We start from the raw sequence: 24,494 nt of genomic DNA on the forward strand, positions 1-24,494 counted from the left end.
CTGCCGGGTACGCGTGCCGACGTGGAACTTCATCAGGCCTAGCTGCGACGCCTCCTAGGAGGCGGGAGAAAGCCGGTCGACCGAAACCGTCCGGAGCGCAATCGAGGAGGAGCGGGCACTATCGCAGTACACCGCGTTGTGCGCCACGCGCCGGGTGCGGCCGGTACCCTCGGGGGCACCGGTATTGGGATTGACGTCGAATTTGGGGAAGTTGCTGGAAGAGATGTCGACGCGAATGCGGTGGCCGGCCTTGAACAGGTTGGCCGTTGCGAAGGGTTCGATGACCAGTTCCATGATCTCGCCGGGGGTACAGGGCCCCGGCTGCTCGAAGGACTCGCGGTAGCGGCAGCGGATAATGCCGTCCGTGATGATCATGGCAAAGCCGGTTGGGTAGTCCTCACTCGGCGGATAGACATCGATGAGCTTGGCGGTGAAGTCCGTGTCGGGGCCGTCGGTGCTTGCAAACAGGCGCACGCTCACGGGACCGACAATGGCCGTGTCGGCCGCAAGCGGCTCGGTCTCGAAGGTCAGCACATCGGCCCGCGCGGAGAGGGGCAGTCCCGGCCGGGTTACGCCGTAGAATCGCTGGTCCTCCCGCTGGTCGAAGGCCCCGCCCTCAAAAACTGGCCGACCGCTGGTCAGCGCACCGCCAATGGTGGGGACCGGATTTCCGGGATCAAAGTCATAGACCAGCGGGGCGACCTGGGTTCGGGGGGCGTCTGGCGACAGGCGCCCGTCCGCGTGAAAGAAAAACCTGACTTCCTCACTTTGCGGCAGTGGCCATTGGGCTCCTTCGATCCAGGTGCCACCATGATCCAGTCGGCCGCTTTCGTCGCGCCGGCCGGAGCCACCACCCATGAGGAACAGCCGAACGCGCGGTGTTTCGGCAGCGGCTGGTACAACACCCTTCAGCCAGCGGTCAAACCAATGGCGCCGAAACTCCAGCCAGCTCGGCGCAATATTGCCGCCGACAGGGGCATTGGGACCGAACGAGACGTCACCGGCGAAACTGGTGTTGCGGTTGCCGTGCAGCCCCGGACCCATGATCAGATCGAGGTGACGCGTACCCGAGCGCGACAAGCCGGCATAGTTTTCGAAGGTGCAGCTGACATAGCAATCGTACCAGCTAGAGAGGAACGCGACCGGAATGTCGGGGAAATGGTCATAGTGGCCGGCAGCGTAGAGGCCGACCTGTCGCCAATAGTCGTCGAAGGTGCCGTGCCGCCATTGCTCGAGCAGATAGCTTTCATACTCAGGAACCCAGCGGACCGGGGAGCGTCCCTCCGACCACGGCATGGCCTGGAACCACGACCGCAGGTCCTCTGCGCCAAGCGCCTTGGCAAGCAGCGGGTTATCGCGAACTACGGGGCTTTCATGGGCGTTGTTGTAGGCCCATGTCGCCTGCTTGAGCTCGAACGCCCCACCCTGCCGGATGCCGCAGGTAAAAGCATTGGCGAAGCCGCCGGAGTCGAGCACCATGGTCGCAAGACCCGGTGGATTGAGGCAGGCCAGAGCCATCTGGGTGTGAGCCGCATAGGACAGGCCCATGGTGCCGACCTTGCCACTGCTCCAGGCCTGCCGGACGATCCAATCCAGCGTATCGAAGCCGTCGGCGCCTTCGGACAGGTATTTGACGAACTCGCCCTCCGATCCGTAGCGGCCCCGGCAATCCTGATAAATCACCACATAGCCATGGCGGACGAAATGGCTGGCCACCTCCGCGCGGGTCATGGGGAGGTCCATCCCCACCTCGATCTCCGAGCGGGACCGTTCGCCCTTGCCATAGGCGGTCCGCTCCAGGATGACCGGGAGCGGACCGGCATGCGGGACGCCATCTGCGGCCGGGCGGTAGATGTCGGCTGCGAGCCGGATGCCATCGCGCATGATGACCATGACATCGCGATGGACCAGGACCCCTTCAGTGACATGGTGAGGCGGCGGGAGAGCGTCCACCTCAACCACCGGCCTGTCGATGGCGTCCCGAGCCGTCATTCAGTCACGCTCGCATAGGTGGCCAGCGTATCTTCCGACGTGTTGGCAATATAACCGATGCCCTCACGGCTGGCCCAGGTCACTTCAGGCCAGTAGAGCGGCAGGATGGCGTAGTCGTGGAAGGCAATTTCCGCCGCTATCTCGAGCAGTCTGTTGCGGGTTGCCGGGTCAAACTCGGCCAGCGCCGCACGCATGGCAGCGTCGTATTCCGGGTTGGAGTAGCGCATGCGGTTGAACGAGCCGGTGCCGGCTGCCTCGTCGAATGTCATCAGCACATTGGTCATACCGGGCGCCGCCGATGGGGTCGTCGTACCGAAAGAGAAGATGAAGGCACTGAACTCCTGCTTGCCCGCCGCGGTCGCATAGACATTGTAGGGCTGAGTCACGACGCCGTTGACTGTGAGGCCGCCGCGCTGGAACAGCTGGCCCAGGGCCTGGGCAACGTCGCCATCGCCCGGGAAGCGATCGTTGGACGAGTGGATGGTAATGCCGAAACCGTCGGGCAGGCCGGCCTCGGCCAGGAGGGCCTTGGCGGCTTCAATGTCGATCTGGTCGGGCTGAAGGGATACAGCATGACCGCCAAGGCCTGCCGGCGCCAGCTGACCGGCCGGTGTGCCGGCGCCCGAAAGCACCCGGTCAATCAGCAATTGCCGGTCGATCATCTTGGACATGGCCTCGCGCACCCGCACATCCTTGAGGGGATTGGGATTGAGGAGCGCGCCATCGGGGCCGGTCACGAAGGGGCTTTCATCGCGTGCGGAGTCGAGGCCGAGATAGATGATGCGTCCCGATGCGGTGGTGTGGAGCTGGACACCATCGGATGCTTCGAGGGTTGCTATGTCGCCCGGCGGAACGGCATCGATGAGGTCCACGTCGCCAGCCAGCAGAGCCGCCACGCGCGCCGCGGAATTGGACATGAGACGGTAGGTCACGTTCTCGAATTGAGGAGCCTTACCCCAATAGTCGTCGTTTCGCACAAGCGTGTAGCGATCACCCGGGGTCCATGAGGCGAACTTGTAGGGGCCAGTGCCGATGGCGGCCTCGCCGCTGTTGAAGGCCTCGATGCTGGCGCCCTCGGCCGCGGCCTTGGACACGATGAAGACCAGGCCGGCCAGTTCCATGAATTGCGGCGTCGGCTTGGTCGTGGTGAAGCGGATGGTAAGTGGATCGACGATTTCCATGGCGGCAATCGGGGCGACATTGGCGGTAAAGGGGGCCGGGCTGTTGGGGATTTCATCGGCCCGTTCGAGCGAAAAAACGACGTCTTCAGCGGTGAAAGGCGACCCATCGTGGAAGGTGACGCCCTCGCGCAGCTTCACTTCCCAGGTGAGCTCGTCGAGGTTTTCCCAGGACACTGCCAGGCCCGGCTGAATCTGCAGGTTCTCATCGGGCTCGACCAGACGGTTGAACACCTGTGCCGCAATCTGCTGGCTGTTGCCCGAGCGGGAGAAATGCGGATCGATGGCGGCGGGCTCGGTCGAGCTGCCGACGGTCAGATCGACGGCCATGGCGACCGTGGTCAGACAGCTCGACAGAGCCAGTCCGAGCAGAAGCATGCGAATTCTGGGCATTGATGTTTCCTTCCCGATTGATCGACGTGTCACGGCGAAATCCTTCCCTGCTGGTGGTTGTCGGCGCCTGTGGTGTGCGGCGCGTCATTGAGGTGACATGCGCTGGTATGTCCCGGGGCGATCGTCTTGAGCGCAGGCCGCTCGATGCGGCAGCGATCAAAGGCCTGGGGGCAGCGCGGATGAAAATGACAGCCGGGTGGCGGATCGAGAGGCGATGGAATCTCGCCCTTGACCGGCTGGAACACACGCCGCCGCTGCCGGATATTGGGCATCTCGGCAAGCAGCGCCTGGGTGTATGGGTGATTTGGTGTGGCGAAGAACGCCTCGGCCGGCGCACTCTCCACGATGCGCCCGAGATACATGATCACGACCCGGTCGGCGATGTGCTTGACCACGCCGAGGTCGTGGCTGATGAACAGGTAGGTCAACCCAAAATCCTGCTTGAGCTGCAGGAAGAGGTTGAGCACCTGGGCTTGAATCGACACGTCGAGCGCCGAGACGGATTCGTCGCAGATCAGGAAGCGCGGATTGACTGCCAGGGCCCGGGCAATGCCGATGCGCTGCCGCTGTCCGCCAGAGAATTGGTGGGGGAAACGACGGGCATAGGAGGGGTCGAGCCCGACCTTGGCCATCAAACTCTCAACCAGTCCGGCCACATCTGCCCGGCGCGTCATGCCGTGCGCCACGGGCGCTTCCCCGATAGCCTGGGCCACCGTCTTGCGTGGATTGAGCGAGGACATCGGGTCCTGGAAGATCATCTGCGCGGCCAGCCGCGCTGCCTTGAGGTCCCGCGGCGCCATCGTGGCAAGCGACTGCCCCTCCCACAGGACCTGGCCATCGGATTGGTCCATGATCCCGGCCAGTATCCGGCCGAGGGTGGACTTGCCGCAGCCCGATTCACCGACGAGACCGACGATCTCGCCGGCACCTATTTCGAGGGACACATCGTCCAGGGCCCGGACTGTCCTGGGTTCGGCGGCACCTCTCAGCCGGCCAACAATGCGTTCTGCAAGATCGAGCTTGCGGGTGAAGCGTTTGGAGAGGTTCTCGACCTTGATCAATGGCGTGCTCATGGGCGAGCCTCGGTCTGCGGGTGGAAGCAGCGCCAGCTGTGTTCGCCGACCCGGGACTTCACCAGTTCGGTCTCGCAGACCGGCGTGGCCGCGTAACAGCGCAGCCGGAAGGGGCAGCCACTGGGCCGGTGCAGCGGGGATGGCGCCATGCCGGGAATGGCCTGCAGGGTCTCGCCGCGCTGAAGGTTTGCCGGTATCGAGCGCAAGAGGCCGATCGTGTAGGGATGGACCGGATGGTCGAGCACCGTATCGACGGGGCCCGCCTCAACGATGCGCCCGGCATACATGACGGCTACCTTGTGCGCGAGGCTGGCCACTACCCCCAGATCGTGGCTGATCCAGATCAGCGACATGCCAAAGTTCCGGGTCACTTTCTGAATTTCGAACAGAATCTGGGACTGGATGGTGACGTCCAGCGCCGTGGTCGGTTCATCGGCAATGATGAGATCAGGGCGATGCAACAGGGCAATGGCGATGGCCACGCGCTGCCGCATGCCTCCGGAAAACTGGTGCGGATAGGCCGAAAGACGTTCGTCGGGCGAAGGGATGCCGACCAGGCCGAGGGCCTCGACAGCGCGTTGCCGGGCTTCGGCGTGGCTGACCTTGTCGTGCGCCCGGACAGCCTCGACCATCTGTGTTTCGATGGTCAGTACGGGGTTGAGCGTCATCATCGGGTCCTGGAAGATCATCGCGATCTTCTTGCCGCGGAGGGCCCGCATCTCCTTTTCCGAGCGCCCGACCAGGTCTTCGCCCTGGAAGAGAATACGACCGCCGGCCACACGGCCCGGTGGATCGACGAGGCCGATCACCGAGAAGCCGGTGATCGACTTGCCTGAGCCCGATTCACCAACCAGGCCAAGGATTTCGCCGCGCTCGACACTGAAGGAGACGCCGTCGACGGCGCGGATCACGCCGGCCGGCGTATCGAAATGCGTTTCGAGATTGTCTATGACGATCGTGCTCATCTCAGCGCCCCAAGAACCGCGGGTTGAACACTTCGCGCAGACGGTCGCCGACCACATTGATGCTGAAGACCAGCAGCAGCAGGAGCAGGCCCGGATAGACGCTGATCCAGTACTGACCGGAAAGCAGCACCTTGTAGCCATTGGCAATCAGCAAGCCCAAGGACGGCTCGGTGATCGGGAGCCCGATGCCAAGGAATGACAGGGTCGCTTCGGCCGAAATGGCGCTCGCCACCTGCAAGGTTCCCACCACGATGATTGGCGGCAGGCAATTGGGCAGCATGTGTCCGAACAGGATCCGCGGCCTGGAGAGGCCGAGGGACACGGCGGCTTCGACATATTCCTTGTTGCGCTCGACCAGGGCGGCGGCGCGGACGGCGCGGGCAAACTGAGCCCATTGCACCAGCACGAGAGCCAGGATCACTTTCCAGACCCCCTGCCCCAGCAGAGCCAGCAGCATCAGCGCAACCAGGATGGCCGGCAGGCCCAGCATGAGGTCGACCAGACGCATCACCAGCGCATCGACCCGACCGCCGATATAGGCTGCCACCAGGCCAAGGGCCGTACCGACCACCAGCGCCACGATGCCGGCCAGGAGGCCAACGGCGATGCTGGTCCGCAAGCCGTAGATCATCGCCGACAGCATATCGCGGCCCTGCCCGTCGGTGCCCAGCAGATAGATGGAGCCGTTCATGGTGGGAGACATGGGCGGCAGACGGGCGTCGAAAAAATCGATCGCGCCAAGGTCATAGGGGTTTTGCGGCGCGATCCAGGGGCCGAAAATGGCCACCAGCACAAGCAATATCGCTACCACCGCGCCGACCGCAGCCTTGGGGCTCGTGACGATCCCGTCCACCGCCTTGCCCAGCGTCGAGTCTGTCGAGAGACGCCATCTGCTCATCGGGGCGCTCATTGCGAGTCCCTCAGCCGGATGCGCGGATCCAGCAGCGAATAGGCGATGTCGACGAGCAGGTTGATGACGATGAACATGAAAACGACGACCAGCAGATAGGAGACCACGACAGGCCTATCGAGCAACATGATCGAGTCGATCAGCAGCTTGCCGATACCGGGCCATGAGAAGATGGTTTCGGTAACGACCGCGAAGGCGATGATCGAGCCGAACTCCATGCCGACCACTGTGACGACCGGGATCATGATGTTCTTGAGCACGTGGACCAGCACGATCCGCCGTTCGGTAAGGCCTTTGGCGCGGGCGAACTTGATGAAGTCGAGGGGCATGATCTCGCGCACGCCGGTGCGGGTCAGGCGGATGACCAGGGCGAGATTGAACAGGGCGAGATTGGTGGCCGGCAGGATCAGGTGGGCGATGCCATCCCAGCTCAGCAGGCTGGTGGAGATGCCGAGGACCTGGACGGTTTCGCCACGGCCACCGGCGGGCAGCCATCCGAGCCAAACGGAAAAGATCATGATCAGCATCATGCCCTGCCAGAAATTGGGCAGGCTGAAGCCCAGGATCGATCCGGTCATGATGGTTTCATCGACGATCGTCTGCGGCTTCAGTCCAGCGATCAACCCAAGCGGAATTCCAGCGGCAAGGGCGATGAACAGAGCCACGAAGGCCAGTTCGAGCGTTGCCGGTAGCCGCGCCAGGATCAGCCCGATTGCCGGCTGGTTGAAAACGAAGGACCGGCCGAGATCGCCCTGCAGCGCATTGCTGAGAAAGATCCAGTATTGCTCGAGCAACGGGCGATCGAGACCGAGCGAGACGATCGCAGCCTGGCGTTCCGCCTGGGTGGCATCGGCAGCGATCAGAATGTCGGCCGGATTGCCGATGGCGAACACGCCGAGGAATACGATGATCGAGGTTGCGAACAGCACACCCACGCTTTGCAACAGGCGGCGGAGGATGAATACGGTCATCGCTCCGTCCTCTGTTTTCCGCGCTTCGGCAGCAGTCTTGCCATTGTCTTTCCCCTTGGCCGCCCAGACCACAATGTCCTTGCGCGACCCGTGGTGGCAGCTAATGATCAATCGGCAAACGGCGCAATCTTATGTGTTTTTTGCATTGATCGATGCAGACTCGGACCGGTCCGAGGTGGGGCCGATGGGACGATCCGATGACGCCTAAGCAACTCGAAGTCTTCCGGGCCGTGATGTCCACGGGCACCACGATCGGTGCTTCCGTCGTCCTCAAGCTCTCCCAGTCGGCCATCAGCCGGCAGCTCAGCGCCCTGGAAGCCGACCTCGGATTCAATCTGTTCCATCGCGACCGGGGGCGCCTGCTCGCCACGGCGGAAGCGCGAATACTTGTCGATGAGGTCGACGAGCTGGCCGACGTCCTGGCGCGCCTCAAACGCCGCACCGACGAGCTGGGCGCAGGACGTTTCGGGCGCTCGCTCATGAAAATGGGGTTTCCCCACTCCATGACCACCACCATCCTGCCCAAGGTGATCCGGGACTTTCTCGCCGAAACGACATCGGTGAGCCTTGAGCTGGTTGCGGGGCCATATAGCTATGTGGAACATGCCGTCACGGGACGGGTCGCCGATTTCGGCTTCGTGCGCCTGCCCCCTGAAGACCTCGGATTTGAGGTCATGCCCCTGTTCAGCAGCGGCACATTGTGCGCCGTTCCGGCCGATCACCCCCTGGCCGACAGGCAGGCTATCGCCGCCGAAGACCTCAATCACGCGGACATGGTCCTGCTGGGCCGCCTGCGCCACAATCGGCAGGAGATCGAAGACCTGTTGCGTGACGCCAAGAGCGAAGTCCGCTGCAGGGTGGAGACCCATTCGGTAGAATCGAGCATTGCCCTGGTGGCGGAAGGGATCGGCATCTCGATCGTGCCGGCATTCATCGGCAGTTTCATTACCAGCGAGCGGGTGCGGCTCGTGCCGCTCATTCCCGAAACTGTAGTGGACTACGGGATCATCACGCTGCGCGACTCGCCTCTGTCGCGGCCGATGCAGCTATTCATCGACATGCTGCGTGAGCGCATCCTGGCAGAGGCGATCCTGACTACGGGCAAATAGCTCAGGTCCAGTCGAAGCCCTGAAACAGGTTCACCCTGTCCAGCAACTGCAGATGACTCATCTGGCTCAAAAGCTGCTCGGCAGACGGCAAGGAGATTGCCTTCGCCGAGCAATCGAGGAACTTGATCCGTCGGTCGGCTTCGTCCAACGGGAACGCAAGTGTGCCCTTGGCCGCAAGCCGTGAGACGCGCAATTCGGTGCCGTCGCGCAGTCGCAGTGTCAGTTCATGCGGCAAGCGCCCCGGGGTAGCCCGCTCATAATCCTCGGAATAGGTGTTCATTCGCGTCAGGGGCAGCAGGGCGCGAACGTCCGGGCGCGCCACGGCGGCGGGCGTAAAGTCGTTCAGCGTCACCCGGTTACACAGCAGGGCGACAGCCAGGCAGTAATTCATGCTGAACCGGGCCTCCATTTCGTCACGGGGTGACGGAAACGCCAGATTGCGGGCATGGGCGATGGCGACCAACACGTCGATGCCCGCGACATCCTCGGCGCGGAACCCGTGCTCGGCCTTGAGCTCGAGCACCATGTCTATCGCGCGATGGGTCGAGCCGCAGCACGGGTGGCGCTTGGTCGCCAGGCCAATGGTCTCGACGATCGAGACGGGGCCAATTGCGAGCTGGCTCCAGCCGGCAGGATTGGGACCGCCATAGAGGGCAAGAAAGCCCTGTGACGATTCAAGGATGTCGGTCCGCCCGACAAGGCCGGCTGCCGATAGCTGCGCCGCTTCGACCGCGTTGCGGGCTGCCAGACCGGCATGAAAAGGCTTTACCGGCGTCCCGAACTGGCCTTTGACTCCGCTCGCCATGCTCGTGGCAATGCTCATGGCGGCTGCGATGCCCGACCGGTCCGCGCCCATGAGCCAGGCGGTGGCCGCTGCGGTGCCGATACAGCCGACCGTGGAGGTGGAGTGCCAGCCGGCGGTATAGTGCGAGGGGTTGACTCCCCGCCCGACCGCCGCCTGCGCTTCGAGCCCGACGAGGTAAGCCTGGATCAAAGCTTCCCCAGTGGCGCCGACATTCTCAGCCACTGCCAGCAGGGCGGGCACCAGCACGGCCGAGGCATGCGTGGTGGCGCCGTGGAAATTGTCGTCGAAATCGAGGGCATGGGCCGCGGTGCCGTTGATGAGCGCTGCCACGGAGGCGGCAGCCCGGCCGCCGCGGACGATGCCAGCAGCGCCGTGCGGACCAATCTCGCCGGAAAATGCTGCCTTCACCGCCTTGGTCGCGCCATCGGTGGCCCCTGCCAGCATGCATCCCACGGTGTCGGTTATCGCCTGCTCCGCACTGAGGCGGGCCGTCGCACTAAACTCGTGGGGGGAGGCACACCAGGTCGCTATGACCTCAATGGCGTGGAGGGCGTCCGCATCCAGCAGCTCACTCATTGAAAGCCATCCCAGCAGACCCTGGATATCTTGCCGATGGTCTCCAGCGCCGACGTGTAACCCGGCGTGCCATCGGGCAGAGCCGTGGGGACATGGTCGGTGAACACGGCAAGGATGTATAGCGGTTCCTTGTCCTTGAACACGATCCCCGCATCCATCCGCCCGCGCTTGCCGCGACCGCCCTTGCAGGCAAATTGAACATCGTAAGGGAGCCGTGACGGGATGCCGTAACGCAGGATCTGCTGGCCGAGGGTTTGCAGGGCAAACTGGCAGAGCGCTGGCGAGATACCCAGAATACGTGCACTGGCTGCAGAGTGCCGGGCGTCGGCAAGCAGCTTCAATAGCCGGACCTGATCGGCAGCGGTCGTCGTGGTAACGTCCTCCAGGCCGTGGTCGGCAGGCAGGGTCGGCGGCGGAATCAGGAAACGGTGGTGCGTTCCGGTCATGCCCAGAGCCTGGCAATAGTCGGCGACCTCCTGCAAGGTAAGCCGCTCCAATACCATTCTGGTGCAGACATTGTCGCTCAGGACGATCATTCCGACGATCGCGTCGCGCAAGGTCAGGGTAATGCCAGGCGTAAGGTAGCGAAAAATTCCGCTGGCCACTCCATCACGAAGGCGGGGCTCGTAGACGATGTGGTCGTCGAGATCGAGCCTGCCCTCGCTGGCCGCATTAAGCACCGCAAGCATGATTGAGATCTTGCGGGTACTGGCCGAGGGCGTCTCTTCTCTCTCCGCCCGCTCGAAAACCGTCCCATCGCGAGCATTCAGGATGCTGTATCGCACCGAATATGGCACGCCTTCGCAGATGCTGTTCAGGCTCGAGGTTATGGTGTTCATTGCGTTCCGAGGATGTTGGAAGTTGTCCCAACGTCTGACCGCCGGGTAGTTCCCGCAGATGATACTTCGTGGTCGACCACAGCAAGATTATGCGGAACTCACATATGGCTATGCGGTCTCCAACGTCAGGGAGTTGCAGCTCTGAATCGCAGCGCTCTCGGTGCTCGTTATGACTATGCCTGTGTCAGTGTGGAGCCACTGGCCGAGCGTTCGCCATCGCAAGGATCTAAATGCGCTGTCCGGTTCGATTACTTCAACCTTGCCGATCGCCTTGAACGTCTGCAGTTCACTCGCCGACGCCATAAGCCGACGGACCGCTTGCGGCCCCTCCGCCACCCTTCCGCTTTCCGCCCATATCAGACATCCAGACGGCCTTTGCGGAGTGCCGAAAGCTGCCGGTCCGCTTTGCCACGGCCCGGCGTCCGCAGTGGGGTGAAAACGGTCCGTCCGCTTCAGTGTTGAGATCACGCTGGCAGACCTCTCCATCTCTTTACGGCAGATGCTCAGCCCTCAATTCTCCTCTGCCGCGCCCGACTTGAGTCGATGGAGTGATTTTCCGCGAAGCTCGCGCCTTTGGCGAAAACTGACAGCAGGCCACTCATTGGCAAACATCTAGACCAAGACACCTTCCCGTTGCAGTTGATGCAGGAGGTTTCTGAACTATTGGCCTTCGCTTTATCTATAAAAAACAATTGACTGCGACCGTCCTCGCTGATTGCATGCCGAGGCGCTCTGCGCACTCGACGACCAAGATCGAGGCGCTGTCGCAGCCCGCCGCGGGCCGGCGGTTGAAAAATGGGGCCCTAGGGAGAACCACATGAAAAACCTCGTCGTTTTGACAGGCCTCACCATCCTCTTGACCTCGACCGCCATGACATCAACCACCATGGCAGACACCGCGGCGAAGCGCATCGCGCTGTCCAACAACTATGCCGGCAATTCATGGCGCCAGGCCATGCTGCAGAGCTGGGAAACCATCACCAAGCCGGCTGTCGAAGCCGGCATCGTGGCGGCGGCAGATGCGTTCACCACCGCCGAAAACCAGGCTACCGAACAGGCCGCGCAGATCCAGAACATGATCCTGGAAGGCTATGACGCGATTGTCGTCAACGCCGCCTCGCCGACCGCGCTCAACGGCGCCGTCAAGGAAGCCTGCGACGCCGGCATAACAGTCGTCTCGTTCGACGGTATCGTCACCGAACCCTGCGCCTGGCGGATTGCGGTGGACTTCAAGCAGATGGGCAAGGACCAGTTGGTCTATCTGGGCGAAAAGCTCCCCGATGGCGGCAAGCTCCTCGAAATCCGCGGTCTGGCCGGCGTGTTCGTCGATGACGAAATCTCCGCTGGTATCCACGAAGGCGTCGCCGAGAATCCCAAGTTCGAGATTGTCGGCTCGGTGCATGGCGACTGGGCTCAGGACGTGGCGCAGAAGGCTGTTGCCGGCATCCTGCCCAGCCTGCCGGAGGACATCGTGGCGGTGGTCACCCAGGGTGGCGACGGCTATGGCGCGGCGCAGGCATTTGATGCCGCAGGTCGCGATATGCCGCTCATCATCATGGGCAACCGTCAGGACGAACTGGCCTGGTGGAAGGAGCAGAAGGACGCGAGCGGCTACGAGACCATGTCCGTTTCCATCGCACCGGGCGTGTCCACGCTCGCCTTCTGGGTGGCGCAGCAGATTCTCGATGGCCAGGACGTGCCAAAGGATCTCGTCGTGCCATTCCTCCGCATCGATCAGGATGGCCTTGAAGCCAGCCTCGAAACTACCCCTGCGGGCGGCGTCGCCAATGTCGAATATAGCCTTGAGGATGCCCAGGCGGTTATCGCTGCGGCCAAATAAGGCTGCTAGTCTCCAAGACCATGAATGATCAAAGAGACAATCCTGTCTTAGCAGTGAACGGCGCCAGCAAGAGCTTTGGCGCCGTTCGCGCCCTTAACGGTTTGAGCTTCGCCCTGGCAGCGGGCGAATGCGTTGGCCTGGTCGGGCATAACGGCGCGGGCAAGTCCACGCTTGTGGGGATCATGAACGGCGGCACCCGCCCCGATAGCGGCACGATCCATCTCGGGGGCAATGACGAAACCGGCCGCTATTCGGTCGCGGTGGCGCGAAAATACGGCCTGCGTTGTGTGTTCCAGGAACTATCGCTCTGCCCCAATCTGACCGTCACCGAAAACGCCCGCATCGCGCATGCTTCCATCAGCGGCTTTGGCTGGCGCCGGCGCGCCGAGCGGGTGGTTCGGAGCAAGCTGGACGAGATCTTTCCCGGACATGGCATCGATTGTGACCAGGCCGTGGGCACGCTGAGCATCGCCCAGCGCCAGATGGTGGAAATTGCCATGGCGTTTTCCGAGAGCGACGGTCCGGCGCGCATCGTCATCCTCGATGAACCGACCTCGTCGCTCGATGCCAATATTGCCCGGCAGATGCTGGACCACATCCGCAAATTCGTGGGCGGTGGCGGCTCGGTCGTCCTCATCTCCCACATCCTGAGCGAGATTCTAACGACTACAGACCGTATCGTGGTGATGAAGGATGGTGGCCTCGTCGCCGAAGGCCCCTCCAGCAGGTTCACCATGGAAACCCTGGTCGGTGCCATGGGTAGCGTAGTTCGGGCCCGCGATGCTGCAGCGCCGCCGCGCGACCGCACGGGCACAACGCCTGCTTTGACCAGGCGCGGCACCGACGGGGCGCCTGAATTTCGCGCCTATGCAGGAGAAATCGTCGGGCTTGCCGGCCTGGGCGGCCACGGACAGACCGAAACACTGGTCGAACTCTATCGCGGCTTCGGCGGCGATTGGCTGGCACCAGCCGACGTGAAGGCAGCCTTCGTCGCCGGAGACCGCCATGTCGATGGCAACCTGCCGATGTGGAGCATCTTGCGCAACATCTCGATCACGCTGCTGACCGACCTGACCCGGGCCGGCATCGTGCGTGACGGCGACGAACGCGCCGTCGCGCAGAGCTGGCGCGAGCGTATAGGCATTCGCACCGACAGCCTCGACAATCCCATCCTGTCGCTATCGGGCGGCAACCAGCAGAAGGTGCTGTTCTCCCGGGCGCTTGCCACGCGTGCGCCGGTGGTGCTGATGGACGACCCCATGCGGGGCGTCGATATCGGCACCAAGCAGGAGGTCTATGCCATGTTGCGCGCCGAGGCCGACAGGGGCCGGACCTTCGTCTGGTACTCTACCGAGATCGACGAGATCTGCCAGTGCGACCGTGTCTACGTATTCCGCGAAGGCCGCATCGTCGTCGAGCTCACCGGAGCCGATATCCGGGAAGATCGAGTGCTGGCCGCGTCCTTTTCCACCGAGGCTGCATGAACTGGTTGAGCGCAGACCGCCTTCGCCTCGTGGTGCCCGCCCTGTCGCTGGCGGTGCTGCTTGCTGCCGTGTTCTGGATCCAGCCGAGGGCGATGAGCTATACCGGGCTTAACCTGCTGTTCAACCTGGCCGTTCCCATCGCGCTGGCGACCATTGCCCAGATGCTGATCATGACGGTCAATGATCTTGATCTCTCCATGGGCACATTCGTCAGCTTCACCGCCTGCGTGACGGCGACATTCCTCCAATCCAACCCCTTGCTGGGCGTGCTCATTCTGGCCGGCTGTGTCGGGGTCTATGCCGTCCTTGGCGTCGTCATCTACCTGCGCAACCTGCCTTCCATTGTCGTCACACTTGGCATGAGTTTTGTCTGGGGTGGCCTCGCCGTGCTGCTGCTGCCGGCGCCGGGTGGCGTCGCGCCCGACTGGATCCGCGCCGTGATGGTGAGCAAGCCTCCTTTTGTCCCCATGGCGATCATCGCCAGCGTGCTGATCGCGGCTGTCGCGCACTGGATCGTCATCCGCTCGGCATTCGGCGTGGTCATTCGCGGCGTTGGCGGTAATGAGCGCTCGGTTACCCGGGCCGGTTGGTCGGTGCTGCGGGCGCGGGCCTCCGCCTACGCCCTGGCGGGCGTCTTCGCGGTCCTCGCCGGTATGTGCCTTGTCGGCCTTACCACCTCCGCCGACGCTAATATCGCCCTGCGCTATACGCTGCTCTCGATTGCCGGAGTGATCCTGGGCGGCGGAGAATTCGTGGGCGGGCGCGTGTCGCCCATCGGCGCGGTCATCGGCGCGCTGACGCTGACACTGGCCGCCTCGTTCCTGTCATTCCTCAAGATTTCACCCGATTGGCAGATCGGTGCGCAAGGGGCCATCCTCATCGTCGTCCTCGCTTTGCGACTGGTCCTCAATCGTCATGAAGGGCGGACCGCCAGATGAGCGTCGTCCGTGCCCTCTACGCCAAACCCTGGATCTGGTCCTTCGTGGCCGCAATCGGCGTCTGGCTCGTCACCATAGCCTTTACCGGGGGCAGTTCCGCGGGAGGGCTCGCACAGGCCGCGCTGACCTTTGCAGCATTCTCCATCATTGTCGGCATCGGCCAGATGTTCGTCATCACCCTTGGACCGGGCAATGTGGACCTCTCCATTCCCGCGACCATGACACTGGCTGGCACCGTGGCCCTCAAGATCATGGATACCAATGATAGCCTCATCCTCGTGGGCATTCTGGTGGCCCTGGCGATTGGCCTCGCCATCGGCGTCATCAACTACGGCCTGATCAAGCTGCTGCGCATCCCACCGATCATCGCCACGCTCTCGTCGAGTTTTATCATTCAGTCGGCGGCGATCTCCTATAATCGGGGTATCCGCATCAAGCCGCCCGCTGCGCTGGCCGAATTCACCACTGCAACGACCCTGGGAATTCCCAACCTGGCCTACTTCGCGCTTTTGGTCTCGGCCGTTGCCTGGGTGGCGCTCGAGAAAGGCATCTATGGACGCTGGGTTTCCGCGGTGGGCCAGAACATGCGCGCTGCGCGAATGGCCGGCGTTCCGGTGGATGGCGTTCGCGCCGGCACGTATCTGGTGTGCGCAGTGTTGGCGTCGCTGGCCGGCCTGCTGCTAAGCTGTTTTTCGGGAGGGGCGGCTCTCAATATGGGAGCCGAATATCTGCTCACCTCGATCGCCGTAGTCGTGATCGGCGGCACAGCCGTCGCCGGCGGATTTGCCAATATCCCCGGAATCTGGGGCGCTTCGCTCTTCCTGTTCCTGGTCGTCTCGATGCTTAACACCTATGGCGCCAGCGCGGGCATCAGGCTGCTGCTGACCGGCGTGATCATCATCGCCGTTATCATCGCCGCCAGTCGCAGTCCCCGAGCCTAGTTTGTGCTAAGCCACCACTCGCTGCCTCGCCACCAAGCACTCACAATGACCGCCCCGACCTATCCAAGACCTAGTCCGCCGCCGGTCTAGATGTCAGCGATACGGGCCGCCGACGCCACAATCGGTCAGTCCGCGAACGGCCCCTGCCCTGCCCCTCAAAAATACTGGCATCAGGACCGGCCAGGGGCGACTTCATGACAAAGGCGATCTCGGCTTCGACGCGCGGCTCCCCCGACTATACGGACGCGGACATGTTTTGCGATTCCTGGATGCTCTCGCCGATGCTCAGGCGGGTTTCGATCTGATCTCGACCGACCCCACCAGTCCTCATGCATCACGGTGGATATTCGGCCGCGACGATCTACCGCTCGAGCAGCTTCCCGGGCACTTCCGCCAGAGCCACGTTACACAGTCGCCATCGGGATTACCCGGCACGCAGAACCAGTCGGGCCTGCACGCGAGCGGCGTCTCCGGGGAGCGAGGTCATCTCGAAACCGAGCTCCCGACAAACGGCCGCCATCCGCTCATTTTCGCGGAGCATTCCGCCTGTCAGCTCGATGATGCCCCGTGCCCTGGCATAGTCGATCAGGTGGCGCAGCAGCCCGGTGCCCAGGCCAATCCCCTGGAGGTCACTGCGGACCAGCAGGCCGAACTCGGCATGCTTGCCGTCCGGATCGGCAGCGTATCGAACAACTCCCGCCAGGTCGCCCTCTGGCCGGGATAGCGCAACAAAGGCAATGTCGCGGTCGTAGTCCAATTGGGTCAGCCGGATCAGCGTTTCAGGGGAAAGTTCGCTGGTCGGTACGAGAAACCGCAAGCGCAGATCCTCCGCCGTAACCCTTTCAAGGAATCGCGGATAGAGCGCTGCGTCCACCGGACGAATGGGGCGCAGATCGAAGCTGCTCGCACCCAGCGCGAGTTGCGTTGTCCACTCACCCGGATAGGGCCGGATGGACAGCGCCGGGTTTGGCGGCGCGATCGCCAGGCGCTGCGGATCGATTTCGATGCGGGCGTCGAGGGCAATCACGCCATCGGCGTCGGCAAGCAGGGGATTGATGTCGATGGCCACGATCTGGGGGAAATCGATGAGCAATTGCGAGACCGCCTTGAGCGCCAGCACGATGGCGCCACGGTCTGCCGCAGGCCGGTTGCGATAGCCAGCAAGCAGGGCGCTGATGCGCGTGCGGCTGATCATGTCGTCGGCCAGGACATCGTCCACCGGCAGCAGTTCCATGGTTGTATCGCGGACCACCTCCACCGAGACGCCGCCGGCCCCGAACATCAGCACCGGCCCGAAGACCGGGTCGGTCGTGACCCCGATCAACAGTTCCTGAGCCATGGGACGGATGATCATTTGCTGAACGGCAAAGCCGTCCAGTGCCGAGGCGAGCCCCTTTGCTGCCAGACGATCTTGGATGGCCTGGGCGGCAGCCCGCGCGGCATCGGCGGTCTCGATATCCAGTACGACGCCACCAAGATCGGATTTGTGGGTCAGCGATGCCGACAGCATCTTCACCGCCACCCGGCTGCTACCGACCAGCAGTTCGGCTGCCGCCGCCTCGACGGCGTCGATGCTGGTCACGGTCAGCGTGCGGGGCACGGCAATGCCATAGGCGGCGAGCGCGCTCTTGGCCTCGGGCTCGGTGAGCATGCTCCGGCCCGCCGTTGCGGCAATTGCCAGCGCCGCGCCGGCCGCGGGGCGATCGACGTGAATGGCTTCATGGGCCGATGGGACGCGCTGCAGGCGCGAGGTCAGGCGCCGCCAGCGGGTCAGAATGCTGACGGCATCGGCTGCCTTGGCCGGTGTATCGACGCTGGCAATGCCGGCCGTGTTGAGCACCCGCCGCGCCTCGGTGGCGGCAAACTGGCCAAGCCAGGTGGCTAGCACCGGCTTGTTGTTGATCAATCCGTCCTGAACCACATCGGCCAATGCGTTGGCGGCCGCGATCGGGGACGCAAGGGCCGTGGGGCAATTCATCGCCAGCACGACATCCACACCCGGATCGTCGGCCACCAGACGCATGGCGGCCAGGTAGCGCTCGGGTGGCGCATCTCCGATAATGTCGACCGGATTGGCATGGGACCAGTTGGGCGGCAGCACCGCGTCGAGCGACGCCAGCGTCTGCGGCGACAGTTCGGCGAGTTCGCATCCCCGGTCGATCAGGTGGTCTACCGCCAGCACGCCGGCGCCGCCGCCATTGGTGACGATGGCGACCCGGCCGCGTTCCAGCGGCTTAAAGCGCGCGGTGATTTCGGCTGCGGAGAACAGGTCTTCCAGATCGTTGACCCGGATGATGCCGGCGCGCCGCATGGCGGCATCGACCACGGCGTCGGCTCCCGCGAGCGCGCCCGTATGGGTTTGGGCGGCTCTGGCCGCCTGCTCGTGCCGGCCCGGCCTGATGGCGATCACCGGCTTGAGCCGAACGGCCGCGCGCGCGGCCGACATGAACTTGCGCGCATTGGGAATGGATTCGAGATACATCAGGATGGCCGACGTCTTGGGATCGGTGGCCAGCATGTTGAGGCAATCGCCAACGTCGACATCGGCCATGTCGCCCAGCGAGATGATCTGGGAGAAACCGATCTGCTCCGACTCTGCCCAGTCGATGATCGAGGAAACGATTGCCCCCGACTGTGACAGCAGCGCCAGCGAGCCAGCGCGTGCGGGAATATGGGTGAAGCTCGCATTGAGCCCGACCAGCGGCGCCAGCAGGCCAATCGTATTGGGTCCGATGATCCGCACGCCATGGCGGCCCGCGGCCTCGAGCATGCGCTGACGCAACTGGCCCTCGCTGCCGACGCCGGCCGTGATGACAACGACGGCCCTGCATCCGAACTGACCGATCTCCTCGACGAGAGCGGGCACGGTCTGTGCCGGGGTGGCGATGACGCAGAGATCGGGAACTTCAGGAAGGTCGGCCACGCGCGCAAAGCAGGCCCTTCCCGACAGGTCCCGATATTTGGGGTTGATGGGAAATATCGCTCCGCCGTAGCCGCCCGAGACGATGTTGGACAGAACCAGTGCCCCCAGGGAGCCTGGGCGTTGGGAGGCCCCGATCAGGGCTACGCTACGCGGCGAAAAGGCACGATCGAGATTGCGAATAGTCATCGGTCACGGCTCTCTTCGGCGATGGAAAACAAGTATACGCCGCTTCTGGTGCATGGCCACGTTCAAGTTGCCCCTCCGTCCCCCGCCGGCCGCAGTCTTGGCGGCCGCGTCATCCGTGAACACGACCCGACCACCGGCGTTGCGGCGCATCTGCTGACGGCCGAACTGGATGCCCGTAGCGTCCGGCAGGGCGGTCCGCGCGGGCGACTATTCCCAGCATGGCGAAGTGCTGCGGCTGTCAGCCTGGTCGGCGGTAGTATGGGCATCGCCGGAACGAAGTTGAGCGCCGCCCGTTCTGCCCGTCGCACCAACCGCCCGGCCCTCTGCATGTCTCCACCTCACGTTCCTGGCGCCGTCCCGCATGGCGATGGCACCCGCTTTACCCTCTGGGCACTCGGGCGGCATGCGGCCGCCGTCGAGATCGAGGGCCGGGGCCGTGTTGAGCTGAACAATCTGGGCGAGGGCTATTTCGGGGCAGAGGTAGCTGGTGTCGGCCCGGGCGACCGCTATCAGTTCCGCCTCGATGACGGTCCGCCAGTGCCCGATCTTGCCTCGCGCTGCCAGCCGGAGGGCAATGACGGCCCGTCGGAGGTGGTGGCGAGCGATTTCCCATGGACGGACCAGACCTGGGCTGGCGTGGAGCGGCAGAACCAGGTGCTTTACGAGCTCCATGTCGGTACCTTCACGCCGGAAGGAACCTGGCGCGCGGCGGCGACGAAGCTCGCTTTCCTGCGGGACCTGGGCATCACGGTGATCCATGTCATGCCCATCGCCACCTTCAAGGGGCGATTTGGCTGGGGCTATGACACCACCCTGCTCTATGCGCCCTTTGCCCCCTACGGCACGCCCGACGATGTCAGGGCCTTCATCGACGCGGCCCATGCGCTCGGCATCGGCGTCATCCTCGACGTGGTCTATAACCATGTGGGCCACGGCGACCATTATCGCGCCTATGGCGACCACTATTTCACCGACGGCTATGAGAATGACTGGGGCGCCAGCTTCAATTATGACGGCGAGAACGCCCGGCCGGTGCGCGATTTCATCATCGGCAATGCCGTCTACTGGGTCCGGGATTTCCATTTCGATGGGCTGCGCATCGACGCCGCCCAGGCCATGTTCGACGCCAGCGACGAACATATCATTGCCGAACTCACCCGCGCCATGCGCGAGGCCGCCGGGCAACGCCAGGTCTATGTGGTGGTGGAGAACCAGCCCCAGCAACACCTGATGATCGACCCGCCGGCGCAGGGCGGCTACGGCGTGGACGCCATGGTCAGCGACGATTTCCAGCACGCCGTGCGCGTCGCCGTTACCGGTCATAACGACTTCTATTATCGCGACTACCTCGGCTCGCCGCAGGAGCTCGTCTCGGCGCTGAAATATGGCTTCCTCTATCAGGGGCAGCGCTCCGACATGCGCGACAAGGCCTATGGCACCTACAACCTCTCAACCCCGGCCGAGCACTTCGTGCATTTTCTTGAGAACCACGATCAAGTGGCCAATTCTGCTCGGGGTTTCCGCCTAGCCACGCTCGCTTCGCCGGCGCGGGTCCGGGCCGTGACGAGCCTGCTGCTGCTCGGTCCGCAGACGCCCTGCCTGTTCCAGGGCCAGGAATTCGGCGCCACCAACCCATTCCTCTACTTCCTCGGGCTAGAGGGCGATGAGGCCAAGGCCGGGGCCGAGGGTCGGCGGCAATCGGTGAGCAATTTCCCCAGCGTCGCCGATCCTGTCATGCAGGAACGACTGCCCTACCCTGCCGATCCGATGACCTTTCAGACCAGCAAGCTCGACTGGAGCGAGGCCGAGCGCCATGCCGGCATGCTGGCGCTACACCGGGACCTGCTGGCCATGCGGCGCAGCGATCCCGCCTTTTCGCAGGCCAGCGAGCGGCGCATCGATGGCGCTGTGATCGGTGACGCAGCGCTGCTCATCCGCTATTTCACGCCCGACCCGGCGGGTCACCGCCTGCTGCTGCTCAACCTTGGCCGCGACCTGCAGGTCGGCGTGGCGGCCGAACCGCTGCTGGCGCCGCCGGATGGCCGCCGCTGGACCGTGGGCTGGTCGAGCGAGCACCCCGACTATGACGGGGCCGGCCGCCGCCCGACCGACCCGCAGCAATTCTGGATCCTGCCATCCGATTGCGCGCTGGTGTTCCGCAGCGAGCTGCAATCATGATTGTACCCCGCGCCACCTATCGCCTGCAGCTGAACAAGGATTTCACCTTCGCCGACGCGATGGCTCGGGTGCCCTATCTCGACAGCCTTGGCGTCAGCCATGTCTACCTGTCCCCCATCCTCAAGGCGCGGCCGGGCAGTACGCATGGCTATGACACGGTCGACCACACGCGCATCAACCCCGAGCTTGGCACCGAGGCGGATTTCCGTGCCCTTGCAGGGGCGCTGCGACAACGCGAGATGGGCATCATCCTCGATTTCGTGCCTAACCATATGGGCGTGGGCGGGGCCGACAATGCGCTCTGGCTCGATGTGCTCAAGCATGGCGCCGCCAGCCGCTATGCCGGCTGGTTCGACATCGACTGGCATCCACCGCGGTCGGACATGGATGGCAAGCTGCTGGTGCCCTTCCTGGTCTCCACCTATGCGCAGTCACTCGCCTCCGGGCATCTGCGCCTCAAGGCAGATGGGGACGGCTTTGCCGTATGGGCGCATGATGGCGACAAGCTGCCGATCCGGCCAGAGGATGAACGGGCTCTGCTCGATCGCCATGGCAGCGCCGAGGCGGCGATTGCGGCCCTGACCGGGGAAGAGGGCCATCGGGGCAGTTGGGCCGCACTCGACAGCCTGATCGCCTCCCAGCATTGGCGGCTCGCCCACTTCGCCGTGGCGGCAGACGAGATCAACTATCGGCGGTTCTTCATCAACAGCGATCTGGCGGGCATCAGGATCGACCGGCCAGATGTCTTCGAACACGCGCATGGGCTGATCTATTCGCTTGTCGCCGATGGGCTGGTCGATGGCCTGCGCATCGACCATGTGGACGGCCTGCTCGACCCCAAGGGGTACCTTGAAAAACTGCGCAGTCATGCGCCGCGGCGGATCTATCTCGTGGTCGAGAAAATCCTCGCGCCGCATGAGCTGCTCCGCGCCGACTGGCCGGTCGAGGGCACCACCGGTTACGAGATCGGGGCGCAACTGACCCGGCTGCTGGTGTCCGGGCATGCCGAGGCCGAGGTCACCGCTGCCTACAGGGATTTCACCGGCGAAACCACCGAGCCTGGCGAGGAAGCCTATCGCTGCAAGCTGCGCGTCATGGACAATGAACTGGCGGCCGAGCTCTCGGCGCTGGCCCGCCTGTTTGCCAGAGTCGCATGGTCGGTCGACGCCACTGCCGACATCACCGAACTCGGCCTGGCCAGGGCCCTGCGCGAAATCATCGCGCAGATGGCGGTGTATCGCACTTATATCGACGATGATGGCGCGGTGGCGCGCGACCGGCGTGAGATCGGCCGTACCGTAGAGCGCAGCCGGCGCAACCAGCCGCAGATCCAGCCCATGGTCTTCGATTTTGTCGGGGGGCTGCTGTGTGGAACACTGGGCGCGGACTACGACCCCAAGGCCATTGCCGTAGCCGTTGGCCGTTTCCAGCAGCTGGCCGGCCCTGTGATGGCCAAGGGGCTCGAAGATACTGCCCTCTATCGCTACAACCGGCTCGTGGCGCTGAACGAGGTCGGCGCCCATCCCGAGCGCTTTTCGACTACCCTGGCGGCCTTCCACGACAGCAATCGGCGTCGGCTGGCCACCCATCCGCATTGCATGATTGCCACGTCCACGCACGACACCAAGCGCGGCGAGGACACGAGAGCCATCATTGCCGCAATAGCGGATGTGCCCGATGAATGGACCGCAGCCCTCCAGCAATGGCGCTCCGCACTGACGCCGCACTGCGACGCCATCCACCCCAATGACCTCTACCTGTTCTTCCAGCTCCTGGTCGGTGGGTGGCCGATCGACAGCGATGCCACCGGCTTTGGCGACCGGCTCAAGGGGGCGATGATCAAGTCTCTGCGGGAAGCACGCGAACGCAGTGACTGGGGCGTCAACGCCGTCGCCTATGAGAACACGGTGACCGGGTTCATCGATCACGCGCTGGCCGATGCCGATTTCCTCGCCAGCTTTCATCCCACGCGCCTTCGCTTGCAGGCCATCGGCCGCCGCAAGGGCCTGATCCAGGCGGCCCTGAAGCTGACTATACCGGGCGTCCCCGACATCTATCGGGGCGCCGAGGACTGGGAGCAGAGCTTCGTCGACCCCGACAACCGGCGTCACCTCGACTTTGCCGCGCTGGCCAAAAGGCTCTCCTCGCCTGTGGTAGAGCGAGACGACAAGCTCATGCTCACGCAGGCCCTGTTGCGCCTGCGGCGCCGTCTGCCGCGCCTGTTCGCCGAGGGCAGCTACGAACCCCTGGAGCTTGGCGCCAGCACCCTGGCTTTCCGCCGACGCCAAGGGACCGACCAGGTTCTGGTTCTGGCTGATGTGTCGCCCGGCCACGCGGCGGGCATCGCGGCCGAACCGTCAGAGCTCGCTATCGTCACCGGCTCTTCGGCCGGTCCAGTATGGGTGCTGGCTACGCCATGAGCCGGAACCAGGCGGCTTTCATCGAGTGCTTCGGGCCCGAGATCGCCACATTATCATCCGCATGATCACGGGGGTACCAATGGATCAGGCCATCGCCGCGTTTGATTTGAAGCACATGCTGATCGGGGAAGAGCCCCCGCTGTTCCTCCTCGAAATCATTGTCCGGACGATTATCATCTACGCCTACACGCTGCTGCTGCTGCGCTGGCTCGGAAGTCGCACGGTCGGGCAGCTTTCGACGGTTGAGTTCCTGCTCGTCATCGCCCTCGGCTCCGCCGTTGGCGACGCCATGTTCTACCCCGATGTGCCCCTGCTCCAGGCCATGCTGGTGGTCACCGTCGTGGTAGTCGCCAACAAGTTGCTGGACCTCATCATTGCCAAGAGCCGGCGCGCCGAGCGCGTGCTGGACGGAAAGCCGCGCGAGGTCGTCCGGGACGGCGTCGTCGCCCGGCAGTTTCTCAAAGAGAACTCGATGAGCCGCTACGAACTGTTCCAGGAACTGCGGGAGGCGGGGATCGAACAGCTTGGTGAGGTCCGGCGCGCCTATATCGAAAAGGATGGCAAGGTTACGGTGTTCCGCCAGAAGGGCGACCTGCCCGGGGGCCTGCCGATTGTTCCCCCGTCGCAGATCGAACCCCACGAGCTGGTTTCGCCGAACGGCCAGGCTGCCCATGATGGCAAGCTTGTTTGCGCCACTTGCGGAAACAAGCACGACGGTTCCGACCAATGCAGCAATTGCGAGAGGACGGAGTGGACGCTGGCGTCCACCTGAC

At 63.8% G+C, this 24,494-nt stretch carries 17 protein-coding genes; 8 read left to right on the plus strand and 9 right to left on the minus strand.

Annotated features, from left to right (window positions below; all coding sequences use genetic code 11):
* Positions 1–54: 54 nt before the first annotated feature.
* The 6 genes from IH615_RS09740 to IH615_RS09765 are packed head-to-tail and all read right to left on the minus strand — an operon-like array spanning position 55 to position 7,482.
* Positions 55–1,992, minus strand: coding sequence for a CocE/NonD family hydrolase (locus IH615_RS09740; protein WP_291361672.1), 1,938 nt, complete (start codon positions 1,990–1,992; stop codon positions 55–57).
* On the minus strand, positions 1,989–3,563 hold the full coding sequence (locus IH615_RS09745; protein WP_291361673.1) for an ABC transporter substrate-binding protein: 1,575 nt from the start codon (positions 3,561–3,563) through the stop codon (positions 1,989–1,991). Before IH615_RS09745 ends, IH615_RS09740 begins: the two co-directional genes overlap by 4 nt.
* A gap of 29 nt (positions 3,564–3,592) precedes the next feature.
* Positions 3,593–4,636 carry an oligopeptide/dipeptide ABC transporter ATP-binding protein gene (locus IH615_RS09750; protein ID WP_291361674.1) on the minus strand — a complete coding sequence of 348 codons (1,044 nt, stop codon included), beginning with the start codon at positions 4,634–4,636 and terminating at the stop codon, positions 3,593–3,595.
* Positions 4,633–5,601, minus strand: a complete 969-nt coding sequence (locus IH615_RS09755; RefSeq protein WP_291361675.1) for an ABC transporter ATP-binding protein — start codon at positions 5,599–5,601, stop codon at positions 4,633–4,635. The genes IH615_RS09750 and IH615_RS09755 overlap by 4 nt, the downstream gene beginning before the upstream one ends.
* Before the next feature lies 1 nt (position 5,602).
* Positions 5,603–6,499, minus strand: a complete 897-nt coding sequence (locus tag IH615_RS09760) for an ABC transporter permease (RefSeq protein ID WP_291361676.1) — start codon at positions 6,497–6,499, stop codon at positions 5,603–5,605.
* An 8-nt stretch (positions 6,500–6,507) separates the two neighbouring features.
* Entirely contained in the window at positions 6,508–7,482 is a 975-nt protein-coding gene (locus IH615_RS09765; RefSeq protein WP_291361677.1) for an ABC transporter permease, read from the minus strand.
* Positions 7,483–7,679: 197 nt separating this feature from the next.
* On the opposite strand from IH615_RS09765, the gene IH615_RS09770 reads away from it, so the two are divergent.
* Complete coding sequence (locus IH615_RS09770; protein WP_291361678.1) at positions 7,680–8,591, plus strand: LysR family transcriptional regulator; 912 nt, start codon at positions 7,680–7,682, stop codon at positions 8,589–8,591.
* 1 nt (position 8,592) lies between these two features.
* Here IH615_RS09770 and IH615_RS09775 read toward each other — a convergent pair whose 3' ends face one another.
* Complete coding sequence (locus IH615_RS09775) at positions 8,593–9,972, minus strand: MmgE/PrpD family protein (protein WP_291361679.1); 1,380 nt, start codon at positions 9,970–9,972, stop codon at positions 8,593–8,595.
* Positions 9,969–10,811, minus strand: a complete 843-nt coding sequence (locus IH615_RS09780; RefSeq protein ID WP_291361680.1) for a serine hydrolase — start codon at positions 10,809–10,811, stop codon at positions 9,969–9,971. Before IH615_RS09780 ends, IH615_RS09775 begins: the two co-directional genes overlap by 4 nt.
* An 871-nt stretch (positions 10,812–11,682) precedes the next feature.
* Here IH615_RS09780 and IH615_RS09785 point away from each other — a divergent pair.
* Genes IH615_RS09785 through IH615_RS09800 form a run of 4 tightly spaced genes read left to right on the plus strand, consistent with a single transcriptional unit; the run spans position 11,683 to position 16,014 of the window.
* Positions 11,683–12,651, plus strand: a complete 969-nt coding sequence (locus tag IH615_RS09785; RefSeq protein ID WP_291361847.1) for an ABC transporter substrate-binding protein — start codon at positions 11,683–11,685, stop codon at positions 12,649–12,651.
* A gap of 20 nt (positions 12,652–12,671) precedes the next feature.
* Positions 12,672–14,135, plus strand: a complete 1,464-nt coding sequence (locus tag IH615_RS09790; RefSeq protein ID WP_291361681.1) for a sugar ABC transporter ATP-binding protein — start codon at positions 12,672–12,674, stop codon at positions 14,133–14,135.
* Entirely contained in the window at positions 14,132–15,073 is a 942-nt protein-coding gene (locus IH615_RS09795) for an ABC transporter permease (protein ID WP_291361682.1), read from the plus strand. Before IH615_RS09790 ends, IH615_RS09795 begins: the two co-directional genes overlap by 4 nt.
* The gene (locus IH615_RS09800; RefSeq protein ID WP_291361683.1) at positions 15,070–16,014 is read left to right on the plus strand and encodes an ABC transporter permease; all 945 of its coding nucleotides are present in this window, start codon (positions 15,070–15,072) and stop codon (positions 16,012–16,014) included. Before IH615_RS09795 ends, IH615_RS09800 begins: the two co-directional genes overlap by 4 nt.
* A 424-nt stretch (positions 16,015–16,438) precedes the next feature.
* Here the strand turns inward: IH615_RS09800 and IH615_RS09805 are convergent, their stop codons facing one another.
* Positions 16,439–19,123, minus strand: a complete 2,685-nt coding sequence (locus IH615_RS09805; RefSeq protein ID WP_291361684.1) for a bifunctional acetate--CoA ligase family protein/GNAT family N-acetyltransferase — start codon at positions 19,121–19,123, stop codon at positions 16,439–16,441.
* Positions 19,124–19,144: 21 nt separating this feature from the next.
* Between IH615_RS09805 and treZ the strand changes: the two genes are divergently transcribed.
* The 3 genes from treZ (at position 19,145) to IH615_RS09820 (ending at position 24,493) form a co-directional block, all read left to right on the plus strand.
* The gene (gene treZ, locus IH615_RS09810) at positions 19,145–21,301 is read left to right on the plus strand and encodes a malto-oligosyltrehalose trehalohydrolase (RefSeq protein WP_291361685.1); all 2,157 of its coding nucleotides are present in this window, start codon (positions 19,145–19,147) and stop codon (positions 21,299–21,301) included.
* Positions 21,298–23,721 carry a malto-oligosyltrehalose synthase gene (gene treY / locus IH615_RS09815; protein ID WP_291361686.1) on the plus strand — a complete coding sequence of 808 codons (2,424 nt, stop codon included), beginning with the start codon at positions 21,298–21,300 and terminating at the stop codon, positions 23,719–23,721. Before treZ ends, treY begins: the two co-directional genes overlap by 4 nt.
* A gap of 79 nt (positions 23,722–23,800) precedes the next feature.
* A complete protein-coding gene (locus tag IH615_RS09820; RefSeq protein WP_291361687.1) occupies positions 23,801–24,493 on the plus strand; it encodes a YetF domain-containing protein in 693 nt (230 codons plus the stop codon).
* Position 24,494 lies beyond the last annotated feature (1 nt).

This window comes from Devosia sp. (genome assembly GCF_014860165.1).
Taxonomy (GTDB): domain Bacteria; phylum Pseudomonadota; class Alphaproteobacteria; order Rhizobiales; family Devosiaceae; genus Devosia.

Bases quoted from the DNA above. Each gene is read 5' to 3' on its own strand.
- IH615_RS09740 (WP_291361672.1), bottom strand. From the start codon at position 1,992: ATGACGGCTCGGGACGCCATCGACAGGCCGGTGGTTGAGGTGGACGCT.
- IH615_RS09745 (WP_291361673.1), bottom strand. From the start codon at position 3,563: ATGCCCAGAATTCGCATGCTTCTGCTCGGACTGGCTCTGTCGAGCTGT.
- IH615_RS09750 (WP_291361674.1), bottom strand. From the start codon at position 4,636: ATGAGCACGCCATTGATCAAGGTCGAGAACCTCTCCAAACGCTTCACC.
- IH615_RS09755 (WP_291361675.1), bottom strand. From the start codon at position 5,601: ATGAGCACGATCGTCATAGACAATCTCGAAACGCATTTCGATACGCCG.
- IH615_RS09760 (WP_291361676.1), bottom strand. From the start codon at position 6,499: ATGAGCAGATGGCGTCTCTCGACAGACTCGACGCTGGGCAAGGCGGTG.
- IH615_RS09765 (WP_291361677.1), bottom strand. From the start codon at position 7,482: ATGACCGTATTCATCCTCCGCCGCCTGTTGCAAAGCGTGGGTGTGCTG.
- IH615_RS09770 (WP_291361678.1), top strand. From the start codon at position 7,680: ATGACGCCTAAGCAACTCGAAGTCTTCCGGGCCGTGATGTCCACGGGC.
- IH615_RS09775 (WP_291361679.1), bottom strand. From the start codon at position 9,972: ATGAGTGAGCTGCTGGATGCGGACGCCCTCCACGCCATTGAGGTCATA.
- IH615_RS09780 (WP_291361680.1), bottom strand. From the start codon at position 10,811: ATGAACACCATAACCTCGAGCCTGAACAGCATCTGCGAAGGCGTGCCA.
- IH615_RS09785 (WP_291361847.1), top strand. From the start codon at position 11,683: ATGACATCAACCACCATGGCAGACACCGCGGCGAAGCGCATCGCGCTG.
- IH615_RS09790 (WP_291361681.1), top strand. From the start codon at position 12,672: ATGAATGATCAAAGAGACAATCCTGTCTTAGCAGTGAACGGCGCCAGC.
- IH615_RS09795 (WP_291361682.1), top strand. From the start codon at position 14,132: ATGAACTGGTTGAGCGCAGACCGCCTTCGCCTCGTGGTGCCCGCCCTG.
- IH615_RS09800 (WP_291361683.1), top strand. From the start codon at position 15,070: ATGAGCGTCGTCCGTGCCCTCTACGCCAAACCCTGGATCTGGTCCTTC.
- IH615_RS09805 (WP_291361684.1), bottom strand. From the start codon at position 19,123: ATGACTATTCGCAATCTCGATCGTGCCTTTTCGCCGCGTAGCGTAGCC.
- treZ (WP_291361685.1), top strand. From the start codon at position 19,145: ATGGAAAACAAGTATACGCCGCTTCTGGTGCATGGCCACGTTCAAGTT.
- treY (WP_291361686.1), top strand. From the start codon at position 21,298: ATGATTGTACCCCGCGCCACCTATCGCCTGCAGCTGAACAAGGATTTC.
- IH615_RS09820 (WP_291361687.1), top strand. From the start codon at position 23,801: ATGGATCAGGCCATCGCCGCGTTTGATTTGAAGCACATGCTGATCGGG.